This window comes from Tritonibacter multivorans (genome assembly GCF_001458415.1).
In the GTDB taxonomy this organism is placed as follows: domain Bacteria; phylum Pseudomonadota; class Alphaproteobacteria; order Rhodobacterales; family Rhodobacteraceae; genus Epibacterium; species Epibacterium multivorans.
This window is the reverse complement of sequence record NZ_CYSD01000014.1, coordinates 1-25078: the sequence shown is the minus strand read 5'-3', so window position 1 is coordinate 25078 and position 25078 is coordinate 1. Positions and strand designations below refer to the sequence as shown.

The window sequence follows — 25078 nt, the reverse complement described above, 5'->3', positions numbered from 1 at the left end:
TCGCGCATTTGCGCTCAAGGGGGGAAAGGGAGGACATCATGGTTGATGCAACAACACATTCAGGCTCAGCAGGTGCTGACGACCTAACGGGGTCAGGCGCTGCTGATGTCATGGTCGGTCTGGCCGGCAATGACGCAATAGCCGGACAAGCCGGTGACGACGCGCTTTATGGCGACTATCAGTCGGACAATCATCTGGACGGAACCAGCGGCGCCTATGGCTTTGCCGATTATGGCGCCTCGGGGCATTGGACGGTCACATCGCTGGACGATGGCCATCAGGCCATGTCCCAGACCATCACAACCGAAGCAACCGGCGTCTATTCCGTGTCGTTTGAGATCGCAGCGAACTTTGCGGCTGGGGTCACCTCGGTTGGGGTCGAAATTCTGGTCGGCGACACAGTCATCAAAACCGTGTCCTCGGACAGCGGTGCGTTTGGGGTGCATGATGTGTCCTTTACGGCAACCGGAGCGGAAACGACCCTGACCGTCCGGTCGATCGAGACAGAGGCAACCGGTCCTGTGATCGACACCAGCGGGCCGGTGTTCCACTATGACAAAGAGGTGGTGATCGGCGGCGAAACCACAACCGTCGCTGCTTTTGCTGAAGGACAGTCGAACCTGCTGCAGGTGCTCAATGGGACGCTTTATGTTTTTGACACCGCCACCAGCACCTATGAAAAAGCGGGCGTGGACGGCACGGTCAATGTGAACTCTATGGGGTTCAATCAACAAGATGACCTGCTTTATGCCATCGCCGTCGGCAGTGGTACCGATGCCCTTGGCAATGCGGTTGCCGCCAGTGATCTGGTGATGATTGATGCGGATGGGCACACTTATCGGATCGGGGAAACCCCATACCGGGCCTGGACCGGGGATTTTGACGATCAGGGCAATCTGTGGTCGTTCAATTCCAGTATGAACCACATTGCAGTCATTGATGTGGACACTTTGGACGGTGACGGGAACCCGCTGACAACGGTGCATAAACTGCCCCGCGATCTGGTTCAGAAAAGCTTCTACGATCTGGCATTTGACGCGGAAAACCAGATCTTTCGAGGCGTCTGCCGCCCCAGCGCCGAGGGCCAGCCTGCTACATTACTGACCGTGGATATCTCTTCCGGCACGCCTGAGTTCAGCGAAATCTCTGTCACCCATACTGTGATCGATGGGGAGACACAGGTCGGCGTGCCCGCCATCACTTTTGGCGCTGCGATCTATGACACCGATGGCAATCTGTTTGTGGGCGGCAACTCTGGCGACCATGACATGGACAACAGCACCCGCAGCGCGGGCGGCATCTACAAGGTCATCGTCAATCCCGACACCAGCACTGCCACGCTAGAGCTGATCACATCCGCACCCAAGTCCTATTCCAACGACGGCGCCGCAGATCCGCGGGCGCTGAGCCCGTTTGTGGATGTGGACCTGTCGTCCAGCGTTCTGATCCGCAATCTGGAGATGACCGCAACGGCCGAAGGTGACCTCAGCTATGACGACACGTTGGAAGGTGCAGGCGGCGAAGACCTGCTGGTTGGCGGCCTGGGCGAAGACGTCATTATCGGCGGCAGCTTAGGCGACGTGCTGGATGGGGGCACGGGCGACGATTCCCTTTATGGCGGCGGCGCCCCCGGCAGCGGTCCGGCGGGGCGGTCCTATTATGACGCCGAGGGCGCGCGATTTGATGCAGATGGTCATCCGCTTGCCCCGGACGACGACAGCCTGTCGGGCGGGACTGGCGATGACCACCTGTCAGGATCGGCAGGGCACGACACGCTGGAGGGCGGCATAGGCAATGACACCCTGTCCGGTGGCTCTGGGTTTGACACGCTCCGGGGCGGGGACGGCGACGATGATCTGTCCGGCGGCGCTAACACCGACGCGCTTTGGGGCGGGGCTGGGGCCGATACCATGGTCGGGGGCAGCGGCGATGATACGCTTTATGGCGGGGCCGATGCCGACCAGATGAATGGTGGCAGCCATGACGATCTTCTGTACGGCGACGCTGGCGACGATCATATGACGGGCAGCTCTGGCAATGATGTACTGAACGGCGAGGACGGCGCGGACACGTTGATCGGCGGCAGCGGCGATGATGACCTTTATGGCGGCGATGGCGATGACAGCCTGACTGCTGGGTCAGGGGATGATGTTGTTGTTGGCGAAGATGGCGCGGATCGGGTCATTGGCGGCACCGGCAATGACCAGCTGTCTGGGGGCGCCGGACGGGACCGGCTGAAAGGCGATTCCGGCAATGACACGCTGGATGGGGGCGCGGACCGCGATCACCTCAGCGGTGGCTACGGCAATGATGTGCTCGACGGCGGAGGCGGACGCGACCAGCTCTATATGGGTGCGGGCGATGACATTGCCACGGGTGGCGCCGGCGGTGACAGGTTCGTATTCCGCAACGATGACCTCAGCGGCGGCACCGATGAGATCACCGACTTCTCAACCGAAGACGGCGACCGTTTTGACCTGCGGCAACTGGACCTGGCCAGTACCGAAGCGGAGGAACTGACATGGTTCGAAAGCTACGTCACCATTCTCGCCTCTGGGGATGCCGTGGTCACCTTGGGCAGCAGCACCGTCACGCTGACTGCGGTGCTGGAAGACGACGCCCTGTCATCTGCGGACCTGTTCGACTGTTTCCTGTTCTGACCCAGAATTGTTCAGGGGGTGAATAGGACCACGACCACAACCTACTGAACAAAACTACGGCCGCGCTGGGGAGTAGCGCGGCCGCTTTTTATAAAAAATGGAGCACCGGCATCGGACGGCAATTGACCGACCAGCCTACAAGGAGGGGAAGAGGACTGCGCGCCGGCGCTCCAACTGCGTCACATGTGGACGTAGATATCGCTGCCTTCGACAGAGACATCGAACCGGCGGGTTTTCACCTTGGGATCGACCAGAAACTCGCCCGAGCGGATGTCAAATTCCCAACCATGCCATGCACAGCGCACGATCTCTCCGGCGCGGTCATAGACGAACTCGGTGCTGTCGGTTTCCTTGGTGGTGCCACAGACCGGACCTTCGCACAGCGCAGCACCCTTGTGGGGGCAGATGTTCAGCAGCGCATGGAACCCGTCGTTGAGCTTGAACACACCGATGGGCATGTTGGACACGGTGACGATCTTGGCCGCATCGGTGGGGACGTCTTCGACTTTGCAGGCAAAATGTTTGTTGGTCATTGCAGACTCTCCTTATTCTGCGGCCTGCGCGGCCGGGCGCGGCAGGCGGGTGTAGACATCCAGGGCGTTGAGACCAAAGATCTTTTCGCGCCATGCCGGGGGCACATGCAGCTTGTTCACATCGTCGTAGTCCCAATGCGGGTAATCCGAGGCGAACATTAGGGTGTTTTCGCCATCCATTGCCTCCAGCGTTGCCCAGAGGTGCTGGATGTTTTCCGGCTGCTCCAGTGGCTGGGTAGAGAAGCGGAAGTGGTCCTTGAAGTATTCGGATGGCAGACGCTTCAGCCACGGGGTCTCTTTGCGCAGCGCTTTGTAGTTCGCATCCAGACGCCACAGCACAGACGGCACCCAAGCCACGCCGCATTCAATGACAACCACTTTCAGGGACGGCCATTTCTCGAACACGCCGTTGGCGATCAGGCTGGCCATATGGGTCATTGCGGTCTGCGGCAGGATCGCGTGGGTTTCCCAGAAGAAGGTGGTCGGGCCCGCACCGATCGGGGTGGAGTTGATACCGCCCTGACCGCCAAGGTGCATGGCAAACGGCAGACCCATTTCCGCGCAGGCCTCGTAGATCGGGTGGTAGAACGGATCGCCATAGGGGCGGTTTGCACCATGGGACACCAGCACCTGAACCATCCGCGGATTGCTGCCCAGACGGCGGATTTCGGCCGCCGCCAAATGCGGATCCTGCGGTGCTACAACAATAGAGCCCCAGAACCGGTCGTCCTTCGGCAGCCAGTAGTCGATCATGTAATCGTTGTAGGCTTTGCACAGGGCGTTTGCATAATAGGGGTTTGCCAAGGTAGAGGCCTCAATCGGCTCGTCCCCGGTCAGGATCGCCACGTCGATATTGTATTTATCGAGGTGTTTTTCCTTCATAATGGCGTAGTTGTCGTCTTCCTCTACGGGCTGAACGTCATGACGCGCAAACCCTTCGGGATGGAACCAAGGACGGTGACCATGGGGGAAAGCCCCGCGAGGGCCCGTGCGTTCACCCCGAAGGAACATATCCTTGAAAAGCCCCTCCTCCATGTAGGGCTCGAGAACGGTGGCACTGCACCAATAATTGTGGCAGTCGCAATCAACAGTAAACATGCGGCACTCCTCTTGCTTGTGCATGTCGGAAAATCCGGGTCGCACGGGCTGGTCGGATCCAGACGATCAGTCGCCCGGCTTGAAGATGAGGCCTTGATAAATCTTCAGTTCAAACGGATAAACGCAGCGCAAACACCCTCTTCAATCGAAAAGGTCGATTAAATGAACCGCCTGCTGCTGCTGACCTATCTGGATGTTTTGGAAACGCGGAACTTCAATCGCACCGCTGAGCGGCTCAATATCACCCAGTCCACAGTCAGTTCGCGCATCCGGCAATTGGAAGAAGATCTCGACACCCGCCTGTTTGAACGTGGCCGCGGCGGAGCAGAGCCCACGGCCGCCGGTCGGCGGTTCGAATCCCACTGCCGGTCGCTGCTGACCTCGTGGAGCCTGGCCAAACGCGAGCTGTCAGGCAGCGGAAAAAACCGACCCCAGCTGCGGGTTTCCGCGCAGATCAACCTGGTTCGGTCCCTGTTGCGCGACTGGGCCGAGGCAATGCGCGCCGATGTGCCACGGATCGAATTGTACCTTGAGGCCAACTTCTCGGAACAGATCCAGCGCGACGTGCTCACCGGTGAAACGGACATTGGGATCGTCTTTGCCCCGCGCCAGATCCCGGACATGCATCTGACGGAATTCGGTCTGGAGCACTATGTCATGGTGTCCACCGACTGTGACCAAATGGCAGATCTGGATTGGAGCCGGTATTATCGCGTGGCCTACACATCGCATTTTGACCGGCAGCACAGCGAATTATTTGCAGGCCAAAGCTTTGCGCCAACCACGCTCAGCAGTGACGACCTTGCGTTGGGGTTTCTGCGATCCTACGGCGGTGCCGCCTATGTGCCCTCAATGGCGGTCGAGAAGATGAAGGAAGCCATCCCAAACATAAAGCTGGTGTTGGATGCCCCCCTCATTCCGCAGCCGCTCTATTCGGTTGTGCACCTGCGCAAGCGCCATGACCCGCTTGTTGTTCAGGCCTTGGCGCATTTCAGGAATTTGGTCGAAACCCATTCAATCGACAAAGTCGATTAATGTGGCATTTCTGATGCATTTTTTCCGATAGCCTGTCGGCGTATCCCTTCGCCAAATTCAAAGCGGAGGCCGCCGAACCATGCTCATTGCTACCGATAGCTTGTTTTCTCTCAGCTCAGCCAACACCCAGCCCTGTTACGCTGGCGGACCTGCCACGCTGATCTGCAAAGCGGTCATCAGTGAGACCCACGACAGCAAAACTTTTGTGTTTGAGGACACCCAGAGCCGCAGCTTTGACTTCAAGCCGGGCCAATACGTGACCTTTGCCTTTGACATCAACGGCGAACGCCATGTCCGCGCCTACTCGATTTCCTCTACACCCACGCGTCCGCACAACATTCAGGTCACCGTCAAACGGGTGCCGGATGGGTTGGTGTCCAACTGGATGAACGACAGTCTGGCACCGGGTATGACGGTGGAAATCGCCGACATTTCGGGGGCGTTCAACTGGATCGACATCCCCTGCGACAAGCCGCTGTTTCTGTCTGGTGGATCTGGCGTGACCCCGGTGATGTCGATGCTGCAATACATCACCGATGTGACCCTGCCCAAAGACGCTGTTTTTGTGCATTTCGCCCGGTCCCCGAAAGACGTTATTTTCCGCGACCAGCTCGAATTTATGGCAAAACGGTTCAGCAATGTGACCGTTCACCTTGTCGTCGACAGCAATGACGAAGAGGGTTTCGCAGGTGAAACCGGGCAGATCTCGGCCGAGCTGCTGGCCCGCCTGGTTCCCGATCATGCAGAACGCAGCATTTTTATGTGTGGCCCGGAAGGCTTTATGAAAGCGGCGCGCACTGTTGCAGACGCCCTGCCCTTCGCCGCGCTGCATCAGGAGAGTTTTGGCGAGAAGATTACGCTGGATGAGGCCACCGAAACCGGCGGCGAAGTGTTCTTCTCGCTCTCGGGCAAAAGCGGCCAATGCGCCAAAGGAGAAACCCTTCTCGAAGCCGCATTAAACGCCGGTATCTGGATCGATTCTGCCTGCCAGCAGGGGGTCTGTGGCAACTGTAAGGTGATGGTCACCCAAGGCGAGGTTGAGATGCAGGACATGGGCGGTCTGATGCCCGGCGAAGCCGAAGCAGGCTATGTCTTGACCTGCTGTAGCTGGCCCAAAGGCCCGGTGGCAATCGACGCATAAGCGACTGTTTTACTTTTCAAAAGGCAACTGACACCCATTGTCAGCCGCCTTTTTGAATGCCGCAAGTTTGGCAAGGGGGGCAATTTTTGAACACCCGCAGCCAGAGCTTTGAAGTTCGTGAATAAATCGCAAAATATTTCCTAATGTCAGGTCCTTCACCAGCCATTAGTGCTTGACCTCCACTCTCGCCTTATCTGCTAGTTTCGGTTTGGTGAAGTAAAATGGGTCTGCAAAAATTCCTCGTCACATGCGGTTTAGTTTTGGGGCTGTGGGCGATACCTGCCGCCAATGCCACGCCGCTGCAACCGCCACTGCAATTGCTGATTGATGCCGATTACACCATCAGCGCCAGGGCGGCCCAATCGATCGAACTGGGCCTGCGCACCGCTCTGGAAGAAGAGGGATTCGAACTTGGCGGTCAGCAGGTCGAAGTTGTGCCGATGGACCATCGCGCAAACGTAAAACGGTCTCTGCGCACCTATGGGCAATACCTCAAAAGCGAACGCGCCTTGGCGATTATCGGGGGCATGCATTCGCCGCCCTATCTGACCCACAAGGATTATTTAAACGAAAACAGCATCCTGACCCTGCTTCCCTGGTCCGCGGCCGGGCCGATCACCCGGGCGACGCCAGGTCACGAAAACTGGGTCTTCCGCCTGTCGGTGGATGACAGCCAGACCGGCGAATTTTTCGTGCGGCAAATGGAACAAACCAATCAATGCGCGCGGATCGCGCTGGTTCTTCTGGACACAGGCTGGGGGCAGGCGAACCGCAAGTCACTGACCAAAGCCCTGTCGCTGCGGGATCGAACTCCAGCCATTGCCACATTCTTTCCCTCTGGCATTAGTGACACAGCCGCAGCGTTGCTTGCCGAAGACGTCGGAGCGGCCTCGCCCGATTGCGCCGTGCTTCTTGCCAATTGGAACGACGGAGCCACCGTGGTGAATGCCCTGCATAAAGAGCTCCCCGAGCTTCGCATCTTCAGCCACTGGGGCATTATGGGCGGGGAATTTGCCAATGAAGTGCCGCACACAACACGCAGTGATATGGAAATCACGGTTTTGCAGACCTGTGGACTGCGTCAGGAAGCGGCCGCAAATCCTGTTCTGCAATCGGCTTTGCACCGTGCAGCGCCCACGACGCAATCGCTCGCTGAAATTCCTGCGCCAACGGGTTTCGTTCATGGGTACGACCTGGGCCGCGTCATCGTTGCCGCAGCCAAGCAGGCACATTCCCATTCCCACTGGGACGGTCAAAACATTGAAACCATGCGCCAGGCGCTGCGCACGGCCCTTCTATCCTTGGATACCCCTGTCGACGGCATTCTGAAGCGTTACGCCCCGCCATTCTCTGCCAATGTGGCTGGCAACGCGGATGGGCATGAGGCACTGGGAATTGACGATTTGTGCCTCGCGCGGTTCCGGAAGGACGGACGGCTGGAACATGCGCATTAACAGAATGGCCAACCCCCAGGACACCTCGACACTAGTTCAACGCAGGTTCTGGTCTCTCATTTGCCTGATTTTCCTTCTGGCTGTGACGTCATCTGCCTTTGCGGTGAAACTGACCTCCACACCCATTTTGGTGGGCCAGCAGAACGAGGCCGTTCAGACCCGCGTCGCAACAGATGCGCGCAGCCTCGAAGCCCTTCTGGAGCGTCACCTGCTGCTGCTGGAGGTCATCGGCAAAGCGCCGGACGTGTCAAACGTCGTCATGGGCTATGCCCGCAATAAAGAAATCGTATCACAATATCTGGAAAATGGGCATCAGCCGGACGATCTGTCTTGGGTTGCGGTCTATGACATTCTTGGGGCGGAAATCGCAATTCATGCCCCCAAGCCCGACATTCGCGCGCTGTTTGACACAACCGAAATCGAAGCGCTGGTCGAAGATATCACCGGGATGGCGCCGACCGCACTGCATCATGTGGTGTTGCAGGAACAAGGCGCGCATACCTATGTTCTGCTGACGGCCCCAATCCTTCACGCTGGATATGTAGAAGGCGCGGTTGTGGCGACCTTTGAAATCGATCGCGCCACTGTTTTTCCAGAAAGCGAGATCGTTCAATCCATTCGCATGGTGCATACATCTGATCTGGACGCTGGACATGTTCCGCTCGCGGAGGGGGCGGTTTCGGCGGCATTGGAGAAGGTGGATCTCGCCATTGTCATGGAGCCGGATCAGGACAGTGTTCGGGCCGCAGAAAGACGTCTGTTCACCAATACGGTGGCTGCGATTGCAACTGTGCTGGTCATCGCATTCGCTGTTTTTGCCGCCGCCGGGCGGGCCGCGCTTGTCGAACCGCACCAGCGTCTGGCACGCCAGAAGAAGGATCTTGCAGAACTGGCAGCTGTCGCGGAACGGGCAAATGACGCGATTATTGTCACGGACATTCGCGGCATCGTGACCTGGACAAACCCGGCGTTTGAACAGCTTTCCGGTTTCACAATGCAGGAAATTCATGGCCAAAAACCGGGCGATGTCCTGCAGGGACCAGAGACCGATCCCGAACATATTGCGCTGATGCGCAAGGCGCTGCTCAACCTAGAACCCGTCAAACTGGAGCTGTTGAACTACCGAAAAGACGGAAGCTCCTATTGGGTGTCGATCGGTATTTCGCCGCTCTCCAATGAACATGGCGAAGGCTACGGCTTTGTGTCGATTTCGCATGACATCACGCAAGAGCGTGCACAGCGCGACGCCATCGTCCAAGCCAAGCAGGAAATCGAATATCAGGCGCTGCATGACCCGCTGACAGGCTTGCCCAATCGACGGGCCTTGAACCTTGCGTTGCAGGACCGCAAAGCCACCGACCCGGATGATGCCACCATCGTGCGCATCGATCTGGACCACTTCAAATACGTCAATGACACGCTTGGCCACGAAGCGGGGGATTTTGTCCTGTGCAGCGTCGCGGATATCTTGCGCGACGAAACCAAAGAAGGGGATCTGCCCGTGCGCGTTGGCGGCGACGAATTTGTGATCCTGCTTGGCGTTGGAAACACGTCAGCCGTTGGCGAAACCGTGGCACAGCGCATGCTGGAGCGCATCCGCCAGCCCACATCTTTTGAAGGTAAAACCGTGCGTGTCGGCGCCAGCTTTGGCATTGCCAGCACCCACGACGGGCTGCTTCCGATTGACTCGCTCACCATCGGGGCAGATGCCGCGCTTTACGAGGCCAAAGACATGGGACGCGATCGCGTTCGTCTTTACACGCCGGCGCTGCACGATACGGTCATCGGGCGCAGAACACTGGCGCTTGAAATCCGGCGTGCCATCGCGAACCGGGAATTTGTCCCGTATTTTCAGCCACAGTTTGATGCCCAAACCCATGACATCGTCGGTGTTGAAACACTGGCGCGCTGGCATTCCCCCACTTTGGGCGTCATGCATCCTGGACAGTTTCTACCCATTGCCGAGCAGCTTTCGGTGGTGGATGACATGGACGCCATTATTTTTGACAAAGCCGTGGCAGAGATTTCAAACCTGCAACGGACCGGGATCACCATTCCCAAAGTGTCGTTTAATGTCACAGCCCAGCGCATCCAGAATCCAAAGGTCTTTGATCTATTGGAATCGCTTCCGGAAGGCGCGCCGCGGATCGGGTTTGAGGTGCTTGAGTCCGTGCTGGTTGAAGAGCAATCGGATTTGTTCAGTTTCAGCCTCGACCGGATTCGCGACACCGGGGTTTGCATTGAAATCGACGATTTTGGCTCTGGCCACGCGTCGATCATTGGCCTGATGCATCTGCGCCCCGACATTATGAAGATCGACCAGCGGTTGGTCATGCCTATTCTGGAATCAGAAGACGCGCGGGCACTGTTGCGGCAAATTATTGGGATGGCTGACATTCTTGGCCTAAAAGTCACCGCCGAAGGAGTTGAGACAATGGCCCATGCCGAAGTGCTGGCGGAAATGGGCTGTCATACGCTTCAGGGCTATGCTTTTGCACGGCCACAGCCGATCGAAGGCTTGAAGGCTCTTATCGAAGGTCGAGACCCCTCGATAAGCCCGCGCAACAAACGGGCCTGAGGCCCTGCCCACCCGCAACAGTTGGCGCTAACCGGCACGCGAGACGTCATTTCCGTGAAGGCAAAGACGCGCAACGCGCTGGACCACAGGCTTTGCTGCCCCTATAACCCGTCGGCAAACACCAACCGGGGGCTCTCGGTCTGGCGCTTGCGTCCGGGTCCGAGCTGTTTTTCGACAGCGGAATAGCCCCCTTCCGACGCCACGCGCCGCGTTTTCGCCCCCTGAAAACCCTTCGGTGCCACGTCCCTAAAGGGAGACTAGCCTGATGCCCCTCGACCTGTCGCATATGCGTTCCACTTTGGCTGACCATTATGATCTGGCCCCGTCGGCGGAACTGGCTGCCAGCATGGGTGACATTTATGGTCGCATGGACCGGGTGGTCTCGCCGCCGGATTGGGCCATCTATGCCCCTTACGTCAAAGCCATCAACGCCCTGAAGAAAGAGCGCAACGCCGTCATCCTTGGCCACAATTACATGACGCCGGAAATCTTCCACGGGATTTCGGATTTTGTCGGAGACAGCCTGCAGCTGGCGATCAAGGCCACCGAAGTGGAAGCCGACGTGATCGTTCAATGCGGCGTGCACTTTATGGCGGAAACCTCCAAGATCCTCAGCCCGTCCAAAACCGTGCTGATGCCCGATATGGAAGCAGGCTGCAGCCTTGCGGAATCGATCACCGCAGAAGGGGTCGAGGAAATGCGCCGCCGCTATCCCGGCGCGCCTGTGGTGTCCTATGTGAACACCACCGCCGAGGTCAAAGCCGCCTCTGACATTTGCTGTACCTCGTCGAACGCTGCGCAAATCGTGGCCGCGCAGGACAGCCACACGGTGATCATGACCCCGGACCAATACTTGGCGCAGAACGTAGCCCGCGATGTGCCGCAGAAGAATGTGGTCTGGTGGGAGGGTTCGTGCATCGTGCATGAGCAATACACCGCCAAGGACCTGCGCGACTTCCGCGAATGGAACCCCGGCACCCGGTTGATCGCCCACCCTGAATGCCCGCCGGATGTTGTGGACGAGGCCGATTTCTCGGGTTCCACCAGCGGCATCATCAAATACGTCACCGATGAGAAGCCAGAAAAAGCGATGCTCATCACGGAATGCTCCATGGCGTCCAATATCGCGGACGAGCTGCCCGAAGTCGACTTTGTCGGCCCCTGCAACATGTGCCCCTACATGAAGAAAATCACCTTGGAAAAAGTGCTGTGGTCGCTGCACAGCATGGAAGGTCAGGTCGAGGTCGACGCAACTGTCGCAGAAAAAGCGCGCCTGTCTGTTCAGCGCATGATCGACCTGTCGCGCCAATTGGGTATCTGAACCGCACATGGACACCCTTAAAACCGAGCAGATCGTCATTGTTGGCGCCGGGCTGGGGGCGCTTTATGCCGCGCTCAAGCTTGCGCCTTTGCCGGTTGTGATGATCTCGCCAGAACCTTTGGGCCACGGCGCCAGCTCTGCCTGGGCGCAGGGGGGCGTGGCGGCGGCAATGGATGCGGCCGACAGCCCGGAATCTCATGCCTGCGACACCGAATCCGCAGGGGCCGGCACCGTTGATCCAAGGGTCGCACAGCTGGTCACCCGCGAAGCGCGCGCGCATATCCTTGACCTGACAACGCTGGGCACACCGTTTGACCGCACCGAAGACGGCGCATACGTGCTATCGCGCGAGGCAGCGCACAGCTTTGCCCGTGTGGTCCGCGTCAAAGGTGATCAGGCCGGCGCAGAAATCATGGCCGCCTTGATCGAAGAAGTCCGCCAAACCGACCGGATCCAGGTGCTCGAAGGGACCATGGCGACCCGGCTTGAGGTTCTGGATGGGAAAGTCTGCGGTGTAGAGATCCAATCCTCTGCCCCTGAAGGATCCGCCCCTGTGATGCTGCGGGGCCGGGCCTATTTGCTGGCCGGAGGCGGCTCTGGCGGTCTTTACCAGACCACAACCAACCCACCCCGAATCCGGGGTCAGGTCATCGGCATGGCCGCCCGCGCGGGCGCTGAAATCGCCGATGCGGAATTTGTGCAATTTCACCCCACCGCAATGGATGTCGGCGAAGATCCTGCCCCCCTGGCCACAGAAGCCTTGCGCGGGGAAGGTGCGACCCTGATCAATGCCACCGGTGAACGGTTTATGCAGACGGTGCATCCCGACGCCGAGCTTGCACCACGCGACATTGTCGCCCGCGCGATCTTTAGGGAATGGCTGGCAGATCGCCGCCCGATGCTGGACACGCGGGATGCGCTTGGCGCGCGCGTTTTGACTGATTTTCCCGCCGTGGCTGAGGCCTGCGCGCGCAATGGCATAGACCCAGTCAAAGACCCAATTCCCGTCGCCGCCGCCGCGCACTACCACATGGGCGGCATTTCCTGTGATTTGGATGGGCGGACCAGTCTGGGCAATCTTTGGGTCTGTGGCGAAGCCTCCTCAACCGGGCTGCATGGGGCCAATCGATTGGCGTCAAACGGTTTGCTCGAGGCATTGGTGTTTGCCCGCCTGTGCGCGCTGGATATTCAAACACAGTGCCCCGTCGGCAATGCGGCTGATCCGGTCACACTGCACCTCGGCCAGCCTGGACGGCAGACGGACGAAGATGCCGTGCGCGAATTGCGCCAGTGCATGACAAAATATGTGGGGGTGCAGCGCACGGGCGCGGGTCTGACCGCCGCGCTTCAGCGCATTGCAAGTCTGGAAGCCGCACAGCAGGATGACCCGAATTTCCTGAACATGAGCGCCACAGCCACGCTGATCGCGGCGGCCGCTTTGATGCGCGAAGAAAGCCGTGGCGCGCATGCGCGGTCGGATTTCCCCGACGCCCACCCCGGCCCCGGCCACCGCTCTCGCCTATTGTTGACAGAAGCGCTCGCCCTGCGGGCCAAGGTTTGTGAGACCTGACATGACCCATTCCGCCCTTCCCGACCTGATCCTTGAACCCATGGTACGCACTGCGCTGATGGAGGATCTGGGCAGCTACGGCGATATTACCACGCGCACTGTTGTGCCTGCCGATACCACCTATGCTGCGCGTCTGAATGCGCGCGAAGATGCGGTTGTGTCTGGCATGCAGATCGCGGCGCTGGCTTTTCGTCTGGTTGATCCGACGCTTAAGGTGAAAACACGTGTTGCGGATGGTCAGAGCTGCAAAGCCGGTGACACCCTGATGGAAATCCACGGCTCTGCCGCGTCGATCCTGACCGGGGAACGGGTTGCGCTGAACTTTGCCGGGCGCTTGACCGGGATCGCGACCAAAACCGCCGGTTTCGTGGCTGCGGCCAAAGACACACACACCCGTGTCACCTGCACCCGCAAGACCACACCGGGCCTGCGCATTGCTGAAAAAATGGCGGTGCTGCACGGTGGTGGCTTCAACCACCGCTATTCGCTGTCGGATGCCATCCTGATCAAGGACAACCACATTGCCGCCGCCGGTGGCGTGCGTGCGGTCCTTGAGGCCAGCAAAGCCCAAGCCTCGCATATGATGGCTGTTGAAATCGAAGTCGACCGACTGGATCAGCTGGAAGAGGTGCTGGCAGTGGGCGGTGCCGATGTGGTGCTGCTGGACAATATGGACAATGACATGCTGCGCGAGGCGGTTGCGATGGTGGCCGGCCGGATGAAGACCGAAGCCAGCGGCAATGTCACCCTTGAGCGGATCGCCTCCATTGCGGCAACCGGCGTGGATTATGTCTCTTCCGGGGCTTTGACCCATTCTGCCCGCACGATTGACCTCGGTCTCGATTTCTAGGCCGCTGAACACAGTAAAACCGGCGGGGTCGAACCACGCCGGTTTGAAGGCCAATGAAGGCGGTGTCGGACCGCGGCGCCCCCAGCGCCCGGTCCAAACCATCTGTTACTGGAACAGCTGCAGCAGGGTGCCCGGCGCTTCGTTCGCGATGGTCAGCGACTGAACGGCCAGTTCCTGTTGGGTCTGCAGCGCCTGCAGACGAGCGGAGGCTTCTTCCATGTTGGTGTCAGTCATGGTGGACACACCCATGGTCATGGAGTCGACCAGCTTGGAGACAAAGTCAGACTGGTCTTCCAGACGGGCCGCAGCCGCACCCAGAGAGGCCGCGCCTTCGATTGCCACGTTCAGCAGGACCTCAATGTCGTCCAGTGCGAGGGCCGCAGTTGCAGAGTCTGTGATTGACGTCAGCGAAGCGGACAGGTCGAGGTTCCCTTCAAAATCGACGGTTGCGACAGCGATTTCAACCGCGGTCACAGTGCCACCAGCACCCTGACGGTCCAAAGAGGCCAGAACGCCCAAGCTGGTTGTGGAATTGCCATCAATATCCGAGCGCAGCAGGTTTGCACCGTTGAACTGAGCCGCAGAGATGATTGAGTCAATCTGCGCGACTTTGGAGTCGATGTCGTTCTGGATCGTGGCGTGTTCCACGTTCTCAGACTGTGCCGAAACCACCAGTTCCTTGATCTCTTTCAGCTTTTCTACGATCTGTTCAGACGCAGCAGAGGCCACGCCGACGGTTGCTTCACCGATGGCCAGACCTTCTTCGATGGCTTCAAAACCAGCGATATCGGATTCCATGGTTTTGGAGATTGCCCAAACAGCCGCGTTGTCTTTGGCTTTGCCCACTTCCTTACCAGTCGAGATGGCGGACTGGGTCTCATCTAGGCTATCGTTGACTGACTTGAGGGTCTGCAGCGCAACCATTGCGCCATTGTTGGTCAGAATGCTGGACACAGCTCAGTTTCCTTCGATCAAGGAGCACTTTGGCTCCGGTACGTATCCTTGCCCCGTTGTGGGGCTCTCGTTCGTCATTTAGCGACACTGTTGCGTCCACCTTCCGGCTTCCGCGCCACACCCTTTGAGGCGTGCAAGAAGGAAATTAGTCGGATGTGTTCTAACGAAACGCTAAAACCGATTTTTATAAATCTAAAATGCAATTCAAACAGTTCGGATCCCCCACCAAATCGACCATAAACCATTGATTTTCAATCATAAAAAATACAGACTCAACCGGGCATCGCAGCTAAATCGACTGAACGCAGCGCATCGTAAAACCACCGAATCCCTTTGCGCGGCAAAAAGAAGCGCCGAATTAATTAAAGGTTTACCCTAGGGAATCCCGCCGTCATGCTACTGTTAACCTGACGGGCTAGAACGGGGCCCGGTCATGAGGCGTTGCATGTGAAGTACAGAAACATTTTCCTGTCCGATATTCACCTCGGCACCCCAGGGTGCCAGGCTGAACTGCTTCTTGATTTCCTGAAACATCACGAGGCCGACAACTACTATTTGGTTGGCGATATTGTGGATGCTTGGCGCATTCGCCGCAAAGGTTCAGACTGGCCGCAATCCCACAATGATGTGGTGCAGGCCTTTCTGTCCAAAGCCCATGATGGCGCATCCGTCTATCTTATCCCCGGCAACCACGATGAATTCCTGCGGTCGTATCTGGGCACGCATTTCGGCGGGATTGAGGTCGTAATGAGCGCGGATTTCACTGCGCTGGATGGCAAACGCTATCTTGTCACCCATGGGGATCAATATGACTCGGTTGTGGTCCACGCCAAATGGCTCGCCCATCTGGGCGACAGCGCCTACAACTTCATGCTGTGGCTCAACACCCGCATCAATAAGCTGCGCCATCTTTGGGGCGGGCAATATTGGTCCCTGTCCAAATGGGCCAAACATCAGGTCAAACAGGCCGTCAACTTCATCAGCGAATATGAAAACGTTTTGACCGCCGAGGCGCGGCGCGGCGGCTATGACGGGGTGATCTGCGGGCACATCCACAGTGCCGCGATCCGCCCAATGGATGGGCTCTTGTACGTCAATACCGGCGACTGGGTGGAAAGCTGCACCGCAGTGGTCGAAGAAGCCGACGGACGGCTGGCCCTGATCGACTGGGCGCAACTGACCCGCGAAGCCCAGTCCCGAAACCGTCGCAGCAAACTGCGCCGCCTACGCCGCGATCGCTTCACCCAAGACGCCGAAGGTCACGACGAGGATCGCGACGAGAACCACGACGAAAACCACGGCGAAGACCAACTGGAAAATTCCTGAACGAGGCCCTCCCCCGATGAGCACCACAGCCAAGGCACAACTGGATTCTGCTGTTCTTCAAGAATCCGACACCGCAACCAGCCGCCTAGAGCGCCTGTTTTCCCGTTTGTTTCTTGGTCTGGTCTACCCGCAGATCTGGGAAGATCCGGTCGCGGATATGGCCGCTTTGCATATCCAGCCGACGGACAATCTGGTCTGTATTGCGTCGGGGGGCTGCAATATGATGTCCTACCTGACAGCGAACCCGGCCTCTGTCACCGCAGTGGATCTGTCCCCGGCCCATGTGGCCCTTGGGAGGCTGAAGCTGGCCGCAGCGGAAACCCTGCCGGATCACGCCGCGTTTTATCAGTTCTTTGGGCAGGCCAACCTCAAAAGCAACCGTGCGCTTTATACGCAATATATCCGCAAGGCCTTGGACTGGCAGGCGCGCGCCTTCTGGGAAGAGCACACCCCCTTCCGTCCGCGTATTTCCCTGTTTGAACGCGGCTTTTACCACCATGGGCTGCTGGGCCGCTTTCTTGGTGCGACCCATTTTGTCGCGCGTCTGGGCGGTGTGAACTTTGCTCCGCTGCTGGCTGCGCGCACGCTGGAAGAGCAAAAAGCCTATTTCGATGCCGAAATCGCACCGCTGTTTGACATGTGGATCGTGCGCAAGCTCGCGGGGTTTCGGGCATCGCTGTTTGGTCTGGGCATTCCACCTGCTCAATATGACAAACTGGCGGCAGATGGCGATGGCGACGTGCTGCCGGTGCTGCGTGAACGGGTGCGCAAGCTCATGTGTGATGCGCCGATCCGCGACAACTACTTCGCCTGGCAGGCCTTTGCCCGCCAGTATGACCCGGCGCCTGATGGATCGGTGCCGCCCTATCTTGAGGCCGCAAACTTTGACAGGTTGCGCACGGCGGCTCGACGCGGGCGCATTGTGAACCGCTCGCTCACTGATCTTCTGGCCGAAGCCCCAACTGCGTCCAAAGACTGCTACGTGCTGCTGGATGCGCAGGACTGGATGAATGATGAACAGCTCAATGCGCTCTGGGACGAAATCACCCGCACAGCCAAGCCCGGCGCGCGGGTCCTGTTCCGCACCGGCGGCATAGACGATATCCTGCCCGGTCGTGTCCACGACACGACGCTTGCGCAGTGGCGCTATGACGAACCCGCCTCGGCCACAGCCACGGCGGCGGACCGGTCTGCGATCTATGGCGCCGTGCATCTTTACCGGTTCGAGGGCCAGCCAGATGTTTGACCAGTCCCCCGAAGGCACCGAACCTCACGCCGCCCTCATGGATGACACCTACCGCTATCAGCGGCTGTTTTATGATGTGACGCGGAAATACTATCTGTTTGGGCGCGACCACCTGATCGCGGCCATGGCCCCGCCTGCGGGCGCGCATGTGCTTGAGGTGGCCTGTGGCACCGGTCGCAACCTGCAACTGGTCGCGCGCCGCTATCCGCAGTGCCAGGTCTATGGGCTCGATATTTCTGCGCAGATGCTGATCTCGGCCCGCGCAAAACTGGGCGAAAGCGCCAAGCTGTGCGAAGCTGACGCCTGTGACTTTGACCCTGCCCTGCTGTTTGACCAGCCCCAGTTCGACCGGATCTTTATCTCTTACGGGATCTCCATGATCCCGGACTGGCAAGGCGCGCTGCGCATGGCCTACAGCCAACTTGCACCCGGCGGCGAACTGCATGTGGTGGACTTTGCCGACCAATCCGGCTGGCCTGCGTGGTTTGCGCGGCTGCTGCGCCGCTGGCTGCAGAAATTCCACGTCACTCCGCGCATGGAGCTGGCAGCCGAGCTGCACCAGATCGCAGCCGACACCGGGGCAGAGGCCCAGCATCAGCTGCTGTATCGCGGATACGCACAATACGGCGTTTTGCGACGTCCTGAGGCTTAATCAAGAACCTCGCCCAGCGCCTGCGACAGGCAATCGATCATGAATGCGATGTCGCTGTCCTCCAGAATGAAGGGCGGCGCCAGCAGGATATGATCGCCCCGACGCCCGTCGCGCGTGCCCGGCATCGGATAGCAGATCAGACCCGCATGAAAGGCGGCTTTCTTCAACTTGCCCGCAAGGCCCTGTTCTGGGGCAAATGGGCGTTTCTCACTGCGGTCCTCAACCAGCTCCAGCCCCCAGAACAGGCCGCGGCCACGAATATCCCCCACATGGGCGTGCTGACCAAAACGGTCGCGCAGCGCTGCTTCGACTTTTGCACCTTGGGTTTGCACGCGGCTGATTAGGTCCTGCTCCAGCAGTTCGCGCACAACCGCGCGGCCAGCTGCCGCCGCCACCGGATGGCCAATATAGGTGTGACCATGCTGGAAGAACCCGCTGCCGCCAGCGATTGTGTCATAGATCGTGTTGGAGCACAGCATTGCGCCAATCGGCTGATAGCCCGCGCCCAAACCCTTGGCGATGCACAGGATATCCGGCGCGACCCCATCTGCGTCACAGGCAAACAGATGTCCTGTGCGCCCCATGCCGCACATGACCTCATCCAAAATCAGCAGCACACCATATTGGTCGCAGATCTCCCGAACGCGTTTGAAGTACCCCGGCACAGCAGGCACCGCACCCAGCGTCGCGCCAACCACCGGTTCGGCAATGAACGCCATGACGCTGTCTGGTCCAAGGCGCAGGATTTCCGCCTCCAGCTCCTGCGCAACCCGCTGGCCATAGTCCGCGAGGCTCTCGCCTGCGTCTCGTTCCGCATATTCATAGCAGGGCGCAATATGGCTCATTTCGACCAGCAACGGCGCAAACTGTCGGCGACGCCATTCATTGCCACCAGCGGACAACGCCCCGAGCGTATTGCCGTGATAGCTTTGCCGCCGGGCGATCAGATGGCGGCGGTTCACATCGCCGCGCTCCAGATGGTACTGCCGCGCCAGCTTGATCGCGGCCTCCACCGCCTCGGACCCGCCCGAGACAAAGTAAACCCGGTCCAGATCCCCCGGCGCTTTGTCGATCAACATCGTTGCCAGCTCTTCCGCCGGATCCGAGGTGAAGAACCCTGTGTGCGCAAAGGCAAGCTGATCCACCTGCTCCTTGATCGCCTCGCGCACCCGCGCGTTGGAGTGCCCCAGACAGGATACCGCCGCCCCGCCCGAGCCATCAAAATAACGCTTGCCACTCTGGTCAATCAGATAGCAGCCATCGCCGCCTACGGCCGTGGGCAGCTCTGCATGGCAATGACGGGGAAAGACATGGGAACGGGTGGTCATAACGCGATCCTTTTCAAAAGCGCCGCAACCGAGGCGGCATTGTCTGCGTGGGGATTGCCATCTTCGGCGGTCAGGCTGTTTTCAAAACCAACGCGCAGGGCGCCACCTTCTTGTGCGGCGGCGGCAAGGCAGGCGTGTTCGTCCGGGCCAAAGGCACAGACCATCCAGTTCGCAACACCCGGAAGGGACGCTCGGAAGGGACGCAGGTCCGCCGGGGACGACACTTGCCCCGCGCTGTATCGGCCCAACACAAACAGCACGCTGTCCTGACCGGGGCGCACAATTCCGCGCTGCTGCCACTGCTGCAGCAATTTGATGTCATCCACGTCATACAGGATGTGCTGCACCTCGCAGGCCATCTCGGCGCAGGCAGCATAAAGCGATGGCGCCAGTTCCACGTCACGCGCCACCTCGCGCACCGATACAGACGCCCAGCGCGGCGCGACCTCGGTCAGGCATTGAACCTGTGCCGAGACATCAAAAATCCCCGCGGCCTCGGTCGTGATCTGCACTTTCATCTGCGGCACAGCCTCAGCCAGTTCAGCCAGCGCTTCGCGGTATCGGCCCGCGTCCAAAGAGTGAGAGCCATCGTCATTGCGCACATGCAGATGCAGCGCCTGCGCCCCTGCGGCGTGGCAGCTGCGCGCTGTCTCCACGATCTCGGACAGGGTCATTGGCAGCGCCGGGTGGTCGGCTTTGGTCCGTCTGGCCCCGTTGGGTGCTACCATAACAAACGGGATGGAGGTTCCTGCTATCATCGCTCAGGCCTTCATGCGGGTGCCATCGGGGTCAAAAAGCGGCCCCAGTGTCACAGTTGCATCAAACATCTGCCGCGCAATATCAATCTGCACGCGCGCGCCATTTTTCACCGCTTCGGACACATGCGCCAGGGCAACCGGCTTTCCAATCCGGTATCCAAAGGCACAGGAGGACGTCTGACCGATGATTTCACCCTCCAGATAGATCGGCTCATGGCCCAGCGGCACGGCGTCTACGTCATCCAGGACCAGCGAAATCACGTGGCTGGAAACACCTGCCGCACGCTGTTCGGCCAGCGCATCGGCACCGGTAAACCCGCCTTTCTTGCGGGTGGCGAAATCGAGCCCGGTCTGCACCGGCGTCACGTCGCTGTCCAGCTCGTGACCCATGGCACAGAAGCCCTTTTCAATCCGCATGGAGGATTGGGCAAACAGGCCTGCTGGTTTGGCCCCGGCTTTGGTCATCGCCGCATAAAGCGCAGGCGCGTCAGCGGCCTTGCAAGTGACTTCCCAGCCCGCTTCACCGACATAGGACAGCCGTGCCGCGCGCACCGCCACCCCTGCAAGCGTGGCTTCGGAATGTTTGAAATAGCCGATTTCGTCCAGATCACCGCCAAGCTCGCGGGCAATTCGCGCTGCCTCTGGCCCCATCAGCCCCAGAACGGCGTAGTCTTCGGTCACATCTGACAGGGTCACATCATAGCCGTCCGCGGCACGGGTGAACCAAGACAGATCGCGCTTGATGGCATTGGTGCCGACAAACAGCCGATAGTGATCCTTGGCGATGCGCTGGGCGGTGATGTCACTTTCAAAGGTCCCGCGGTCATTCAGCACTGCAGAATATATCACAGCCCCCGGCGCACGCGCCATGAAGCCCGCACAGGTCTGCAGCAGGAAGGCCTCGGCATCCGGTCCCTGGACGTCGATCTTGCCAAAGGGGGATGCATCAAAGATCGCGGCCTCCTCGTGGGCGGCTTTGACTTCGGCGGCGACATTTTCAAACCAGTCGGGTTTGTCGAACCGCAGGGTGGGTTCTTCTGTCTTGCCGAAATAAAGCGGGCGTTCCCAGCCATAGAACTGCCCCATATGCGCCCCTGCCGCCTTGTAGTCCGCATCCAGCGGCAGGGCGCGCAAGCCCCGGGCGGTTGAGAGCTGTTTGCCCGGGAATGCAATTTCATAGTGCGTGCCCAGAATTTCGGGCGCGCGGGCCATGAGGTGGTCGATGGTGTTGAAAACCGGAGCAAAGCGCTTGGCATCCGCCTCGGTCAGATCGTATGCGGTGTGGCCGTGCACAATCGCATGGGCCAGGTTCATGCCTGCGCCCCCGCCCGACGCCAGCCCAACGGAGTTCATGCCGCAGCCAAGGAACAGACCCTTGGTCTCTGCGGTTTCCCCGAGCATGAAGGTGCCATCGGGGGTAAAGCTCTCTGGCCCGTTCAGAAGCATTTTGACTTCGGCCGTTTCCAATGCGGGCAGACGGTTCAGCGCCAGCTCCATCATAGGCTCGAAATGATCCCAATCCTCGGGCAGTAGGCCAAATTCAAAGGTCTCGTCCAGAACGCCGGGTTTGATGGGTTTGCCCATGGGTTCGAAACAGCCCACCAGCAACCCGCCAGAGTCATCGCGGATATAAAGGTGGCTGTCGTGGTCCGACAGGGTGGGGGTATTGCCGACAATCCCCTCGATCGGCTTGGTCAGCAGATAGAAATGCTCGCAGGCCAGTGCCGGAACCTCAGCTCCTGCCAGTGCGCCCGCGTCCCGTGACCAAAGACCGGTGCACAGTGCGATTGCATCACACATAATGGTGCCCTGTGTGGTCTCGACGCCTTTGATGCAGCCATTTTCAGTCAGAATGCCGGTTACGCCCGTGCGTTCAAAGATCTTGGCGCCAAGCCCCTTGGCCGCCTTGACAAGCGCCGCGCAGACATCCGAAGGGCTGACACGTCCGTCATCGGGGGACCAGACCGCCCCCAGAACATCATCGGCATTCATCAGAGGCCAGCGTTCCTTGGCTTCACCGGCGCTGATCGACGTCGCCTCGATCCCATAAGCATGGGCCAGGGCTTCCTGCCGTTTCACATGGGTCAGACGGTCCTGCGTGGTGGCAATAGACAGGCTGCCTTTCTGGATCCAGCCGACATTCTGGCCCGTTTCCTGTTCCAGACGGGAATACAGATCCACCGAATATTGGATCATGCGCGTCAGGTTCCGCGAATGACGCAGCGCCCGCACCTGCGCGGCCGAATGCCAGGTCGTGCCCGAGGTCAGCGCATTGCGCTCCAGCAGCACCGCATCGCTCACGCCCATCTGTGCCAGGTGGTACAGGGTGGAACACCCCATGATCCCGCCACCGATCACAACGACCGAAGCATGTTCGGGCAAATTTTGATCCATGTTCTGTCCCATGGCCATATGCACCTTTTCCAGTTTGGCGATTTGTCTCTTAGAACTGAGCCCACGGGGAAAAAACGTCAACTTTGCCCTTAAATAACGTATGTTATTCAGATAGGTGGCATCAGAAAGGTCCGAATCGTCGTGGATCCATCCAAGAAAAATAGAACAATATCAGAGCTGAAGGAGATGCTTCCCGCCCTCAGCCCGCGCTTGCAGGTGGTTGCGAAATACATCCTCGACCACCCCTCGGACTTCGGCTTGGACCCGATCCGAAAAACAGCTCGGAAGTCCGGCGTCAGCACCTACACCCTTGTTCGACTCGCCGAGCACCTTGGGTTTTCAAGCTACGACAGTCTGCGTGAACCCTTTCGCCTGGCGCTGGTCGACACCGCCGCCCCGACGCCTCAGCCGGGCTGGCTCGAAAGCCTGGGCGAAAAAGGCGAGATCGGCAAAACACAGTCAGAGGCGGTGCAGAACTCACTCGCGATTGTCACGCGCTCGCTGGAGCATCAGAACCCCGGACAAATGGCCCGCATTGTCGAGATGCTGTTGAGCGCGCGCACGGTCTATATCACCGCCGTTCGGGCCAGCTACGGCCTTGCTTACTATCTACATTATGTGGGCCGCATGGCCCTGCCCTCCATGCAGTTGATCCCGCGCCATATGAACAGCGCCATAGATGAATTGCACAATGCCACCAGCGAAGACGTGCTGATCGCGATCACCTTTGACCCTTACTCACGCGAAACGGTCGAGGCCTGCGCCTTTGCGCGCGCAAGGGGCGCAAAGCTGATCCTGCTGTCAGACAGCGAAGTCATTTCCTCGGCGTTTCAGCCCGACGAAGTCATGCTGGTGACGGTTTTGTCGCCACATCATTTCGCCTGTTATTCGGGGGCAACCGCAGTGATCGAAGCGCTGGTGTCTCATTTGGTCCAACAGGGCGGGCCGGAGGCCATGGCTCGAATCAAATCCTACGAAACGTTACGAAGTAACACCGACGCCTACTCCTCTGCCCCTAAAAAACATTAGTTTTTACGTGACAGATTTTCCCGTTTGGGCCCTGATGTGGGAACAGACGCGCAAGATGTTTGCTCTGCAGCGTCGAGTTAGGGGAGTTTATGACTATGTCTATCAAACAAACAGTGCTGGGTTTTGCGACAGTAAGCGCCCTGGCCTTCGGTGGTGCGGCGCAGGCCGCGGACCAGACCTTTATCACCATCGGCACCGGCGGTGTGACCGGCGTTTATTACCCGACCGGCGGCGCGATCTGCCGTCTGGTGAACAAGGGCCGCAAAGAACATGGCGTGCGCTGCTCTGTGGAATCCACCGGCGGCTCCGTCTACAACACCCGCACCATCCGCGAAGGCGAGCTGGACTTTGGTGTTGTGCAGTCCGACGTGCAGGTTCAGGCGATGAATTCTCAGCGGTCCTTCAAAGACGACGCGCCTTATGACGGCCTGCGCTCTGTCTTCTCCGTCCACCCCGAGCCGCTGCACGTGATGGTGCGCGCGGATGCGGGCATCAACTCTGTCGCGGACATGAAGGGCAAACGCGTCAACATCGGCAACCCCGGTTCCGGCACCCGCGTTCTGGCCAATGTTCTGATGGATGCCGCTGGCGTGACCCCGGATGATTTTGGTCTGGCCGCTGAGCTGAAGTCCTCTGAGCAGGCCGCAGCGCTGTGTGACGGCAAAATCGACGCGGCGATCTGGGCGGCGGGCCTGCCCAATGGCTCCACCATGGAAGCGACCTCCACCTGCGACGTCAAAGTTCTGGACCTGACCACCTCGGGCACCGACAAGGTTCTGGCGGAAAACACCGCCTACGCCGCGGCCACCATCCCCGGCGGCCTGTACCCGGGCAACGAGGGCGACATTGCCTCCTGGGGTCCGAAAGCGACCTTCGTGACCGATGCGGGTGCCTCTGATGAAGTGGTCTATGTGCTGGTGAAATCCATCTTTGAAAACTTCGACGACTTCAAAAAGCTGCACCCGGCCTTTGGTCGTCTGACCCAGGAAGAGATGGTCAAAGACGGTCTCTCCGCGCCTCTGCACCCCGGTGCGGTCAAATACTACAAAGAGCAAGGCTGGATGTAATCCTACCCACCGAAAGGCTGTGGGCCCGACGGGAATGTTCGCGCCGGGATCGCGACCATATTTCAGGGTGAAGGGTGCTATGAC

Annotated in this window: 19 protein-coding genes; 13 read left to right on the top strand and 6 right to left on the bottom strand. The window is 59.2% G+C overall.

The window, feature by feature from the left end; genetic code table 11:
• Window positions 1-38: 38 nt before the first annotated feature.
• Entirely contained in the window at window positions 39-2660 is a 2622-nt protein-coding gene (locus tag TRM7557_RS04140; protein ID WP_082626505.1) for a DUF6923 family protein, read from the top strand.
• 179 nt (window positions 2661-2839) lie between these two features.
• Here the strand turns inward: TRM7557_RS04140 and TRM7557_RS04135 are convergent, their stop codons facing one another.
• A complete protein-coding gene (locus TRM7557_RS04135) occupies window positions 2840-3193 on the bottom strand; it encodes a Rieske (2Fe-2S) protein (protein WP_058288962.1) in 354 nt (117 codons plus the stop codon).
• Between the two features lie 12 nt (window positions 3194-3205).
• On the bottom strand, window positions 3206-4291 hold the full coding sequence (locus tag TRM7557_RS04130; protein ID WP_058288961.1) for an amidohydrolase family protein: 1086 nt from the start codon (window positions 4289-4291) through the stop codon (window positions 3206-3208).
• Between the two features lie 162 nt (window positions 4292-4453).
• Here TRM7557_RS04130 and TRM7557_RS04125 point away from each other — a divergent pair, with 162 nt between their 5' ends.
• From TRM7557_RS04125 to nadC, 7 genes are all read left to right on the top strand, one after another.
• Window positions 4454-5326: a LysR family transcriptional regulator gene (locus TRM7557_RS04125; protein ID WP_058288960.1), complete on the top strand. Its 873-nt coding sequence runs from the start codon at window positions 4454-4456 to the stop codon at window positions 5324-5326.
• A gap of 79 nt (window positions 5327-5405) precedes the next feature.
• Complete coding sequence (locus TRM7557_RS04120) at window positions 5406-6467, top strand: FAD-binding oxidoreductase (protein ID WP_058288959.1); 1062 nt, start codon at window positions 5406-5408, stop codon at window positions 6465-6467.
• 221 nt (window positions 6468-6688) lie between these two features.
• Complete coding sequence (locus TRM7557_RS04115) at window positions 6689-7921, top strand: ABC transporter substrate-binding protein (RefSeq protein ID WP_082626504.1); 1233 nt, start codon at window positions 6689-6691, stop codon at window positions 7919-7921.
• 4 nt (window positions 7922-7925) lie between these two features.
• Window positions 7926-10499 (top strand): putative bifunctional diguanylate cyclase/phosphodiesterase, encoded by a 2574-nt coding sequence (locus tag TRM7557_RS04110; RefSeq protein ID WP_058288957.1) that lies wholly within the window; start codon window positions 7926-7928, stop codon window positions 10497-10499.
• A 265-nt stretch (window positions 10500-10764) separates the two neighbouring features.
• Entirely contained in the window at window positions 10765-11820 is a 1056-nt protein-coding gene (gene nadA, locus TRM7557_RS04105; RefSeq protein ID WP_058288956.1) for a quinolinate synthase NadA, read from the top strand.
• Between the two features lie 7 nt (window positions 11821-11827).
• A complete protein-coding gene (locus tag TRM7557_RS04100) occupies window positions 11828-13390 on the top strand; it encodes an L-aspartate oxidase (protein WP_058288955.1) in 1563 nt (520 codons plus the stop codon).
• 1 nt (window position 13391) lies between these two features.
• A complete protein-coding gene (gene nadC / locus TRM7557_RS04095) occupies window positions 13392-14240 on the top strand; it encodes a carboxylating nicotinate-nucleotide diphosphorylase (RefSeq protein WP_058288954.1) in 849 nt (282 codons plus the stop codon).
• A 105-nt stretch (window positions 14241-14345) separates the two neighbouring features.
• Here nadC and TRM7557_RS04090 read toward each other — a convergent pair whose 3' ends face one another.
• Window positions 14346-15194 (bottom strand): flagellin N-terminal helical domain-containing protein, encoded by an 849-nt coding sequence (locus tag TRM7557_RS04090; RefSeq protein WP_058288953.1) that lies wholly within the window; start codon window positions 15192-15194, stop codon window positions 14346-14348.
• Between the two features lie 447 nt (window positions 15195-15641).
• On the opposite strand from TRM7557_RS04090, the gene TRM7557_RS04085 reads away from it, so the two are divergent.
• The 3 genes from TRM7557_RS04085 to TRM7557_RS04075 are packed head-to-tail and all read left to right on the top strand — an operon-like array spanning window position 15642 to window position 18418.
• Window positions 15642-16520: a UDP-2,3-diacylglucosamine diphosphatase gene (locus TRM7557_RS04085; protein WP_082626513.1), complete on the top strand. Its 879-nt coding sequence runs from the start codon at window positions 15642-15644 to the stop codon at window positions 16518-16520.
• Window positions 16521-16536: 16 nt separating this feature from the next.
• Entirely contained in the window at window positions 16537-17766 is a 1230-nt protein-coding gene (locus TRM7557_RS04080) for a BtaA family protein (protein ID WP_058288952.1), read from the top strand.
• Window positions 17759-18418 carry a class I SAM-dependent methyltransferase gene (locus tag TRM7557_RS04075; RefSeq protein ID WP_058288951.1) on the top strand — a complete coding sequence of 220 codons (660 nt, stop codon included), beginning with the start codon at window positions 17759-17761 and terminating at the stop codon, window positions 18416-18418. Before TRM7557_RS04080 ends, TRM7557_RS04075 begins: the two co-directional genes overlap by 8 nt.
• Here TRM7557_RS04075 and TRM7557_RS04070 read toward each other — a convergent pair.
• The 3 genes from TRM7557_RS04070 to TRM7557_RS04060 are packed head-to-tail and all read right to left on the bottom strand — an operon-like array spanning window position 18415 to window position 22898.
• Window positions 18415-19746 carry an aspartate aminotransferase family protein gene (locus TRM7557_RS04070; protein WP_058288950.1) on the bottom strand — a complete coding sequence of 444 codons (1332 nt, stop codon included), beginning with the start codon at window positions 19744-19746 and terminating at the stop codon, window positions 18415-18417. The two genes, TRM7557_RS04075 and TRM7557_RS04070, sit on opposite strands and share 4 nt — an antisense overlap.
• On the bottom strand, window positions 19743-20474 hold the full coding sequence (locus TRM7557_RS04065) for a beta-keto acid cleavage family enzyme (protein ID WP_235811389.1): 732 nt from the start codon (window positions 20472-20474) through the stop codon (window positions 19743-19745). The genes TRM7557_RS04070 and TRM7557_RS04065 overlap by 4 nt, the downstream gene beginning before the upstream one ends.
• Window positions 20475-20507: 33 nt before the next feature.
• Window positions 20508-22898 (bottom strand): GcvT family protein, encoded by a 2391-nt coding sequence (locus tag TRM7557_RS04060; RefSeq protein WP_058289136.1) that lies wholly within the window; start codon window positions 22896-22898, stop codon window positions 20508-20510.
• A 186-nt stretch (window positions 22899-23084) separates the two neighbouring features.
• On the opposite strand from TRM7557_RS04060, the gene TRM7557_RS04055 reads away from it, so the two are divergent.
• Window positions 23085-23927 (top strand): MurR/RpiR family transcriptional regulator, encoded by an 843-nt coding sequence (locus TRM7557_RS04055; protein ID WP_235811388.1) that lies wholly within the window; start codon window positions 23085-23087, stop codon window positions 23925-23927.
• 95 nt (window positions 23928-24022) lie between these two features.
• Window positions 24023-24994, top strand: a complete 972-nt coding sequence (locus TRM7557_RS04050) for a TAXI family TRAP transporter solute-binding subunit (RefSeq protein WP_058289135.1) — start codon at window positions 24023-24025, stop codon at window positions 24992-24994.
• The last annotated feature ends 84 nt before the right edge of the window (window positions 24995-25078 follow it).

Excerpts from the sequence above, each read along its gene's own strand:
- nadA (WP_058288956.1), top strand. The coding sequence starts at position 10,765 with ATGCCCCTCGACCTGTCGCATATGCGTTCCACTTTGGCTGACCATTAT.
- TRM7557_RS04065 (WP_235811389.1), bottom strand. The coding sequence starts at position 20,474 with ATGGTAGCACCCAACGGGGCCAGACGGACCAAAGCCGACCACCCGGCG.
- TRM7557_RS04050 (WP_058289135.1), top strand. The coding sequence starts at position 24,023 with ATGTCTATCAAACAAACAGTGCTGGGTTTTGCGACAGTAAGCGCCCTG.
- TRM7557_RS04080 (WP_058288952.1), top strand. The coding sequence starts at position 16,537 with ATGAGCACCACAGCCAAGGCACAACTGGATTCTGCTGTTCTTCAAGAA.
- TRM7557_RS04115 (WP_082626504.1), top strand. The coding sequence starts at position 6,689 with ATGGGTCTGCAAAAATTCCTCGTCACATGCGGTTTAGTTTTGGGGCTG.
- nadC (WP_058288954.1), top strand. The coding sequence starts at position 13,392 with ATGACCCATTCCGCCCTTCCCGACCTGATCCTTGAACCCATGGTACGC.
- TRM7557_RS04075 (WP_058288951.1), top strand. The coding sequence starts at position 17,759 with ATGTTTGACCAGTCCCCCGAAGGCACCGAACCTCACGCCGCCCTCATG.
- TRM7557_RS04130 (WP_058288961.1), bottom strand. The coding sequence starts at position 4,291 with ATGTTTACTGTTGATTGCGACTGCCACAATTATTGGTGCAGTGCCACC.
- TRM7557_RS04135 (WP_058288962.1), bottom strand. The coding sequence starts at position 3,193 with ATGACCAACAAACATTTTGCCTGCAAAGTCGAAGACGTCCCCACCGAT.
- TRM7557_RS04100 (WP_058288955.1), top strand. The coding sequence starts at position 11,828 with ATGGACACCCTTAAAACCGAGCAGATCGTCATTGTTGGCGCCGGGCTG.
- TRM7557_RS04110 (WP_058288957.1), top strand. The coding sequence starts at position 7,926 with ATGGCCAACCCCCAGGACACCTCGACACTAGTTCAACGCAGGTTCTGG.
- TRM7557_RS04060 (WP_058289136.1), bottom strand. The coding sequence starts at position 22,898 with ATGGATCAAAATTTGCCCGAACATGCTTCGGTCGTTGTGATCGGTGGC.
- TRM7557_RS04070 (WP_058288950.1), bottom strand. The coding sequence starts at position 19,746 with ATGACCACCCGTTCCCATGTCTTTCCCCGTCATTGCCATGCAGAGCTG.
- TRM7557_RS04055 (WP_235811388.1), top strand. The coding sequence starts at position 23,085 with ATGCTTCCCGCCCTCAGCCCGCGCTTGCAGGTGGTTGCGAAATACATC.
- TRM7557_RS04120 (WP_058288959.1), top strand. The coding sequence starts at position 5,406 with ATGCTCATTGCTACCGATAGCTTGTTTTCTCTCAGCTCAGCCAACACC.
- TRM7557_RS04140 (WP_082626505.1), top strand. The coding sequence starts at position 39 with ATGGTTGATGCAACAACACATTCAGGCTCAGCAGGTGCTGACGACCTA.
- TRM7557_RS04125 (WP_058288960.1), top strand. The coding sequence starts at position 4,454 with ATGAACCGCCTGCTGCTGCTGACCTATCTGGATGTTTTGGAAACGCGG.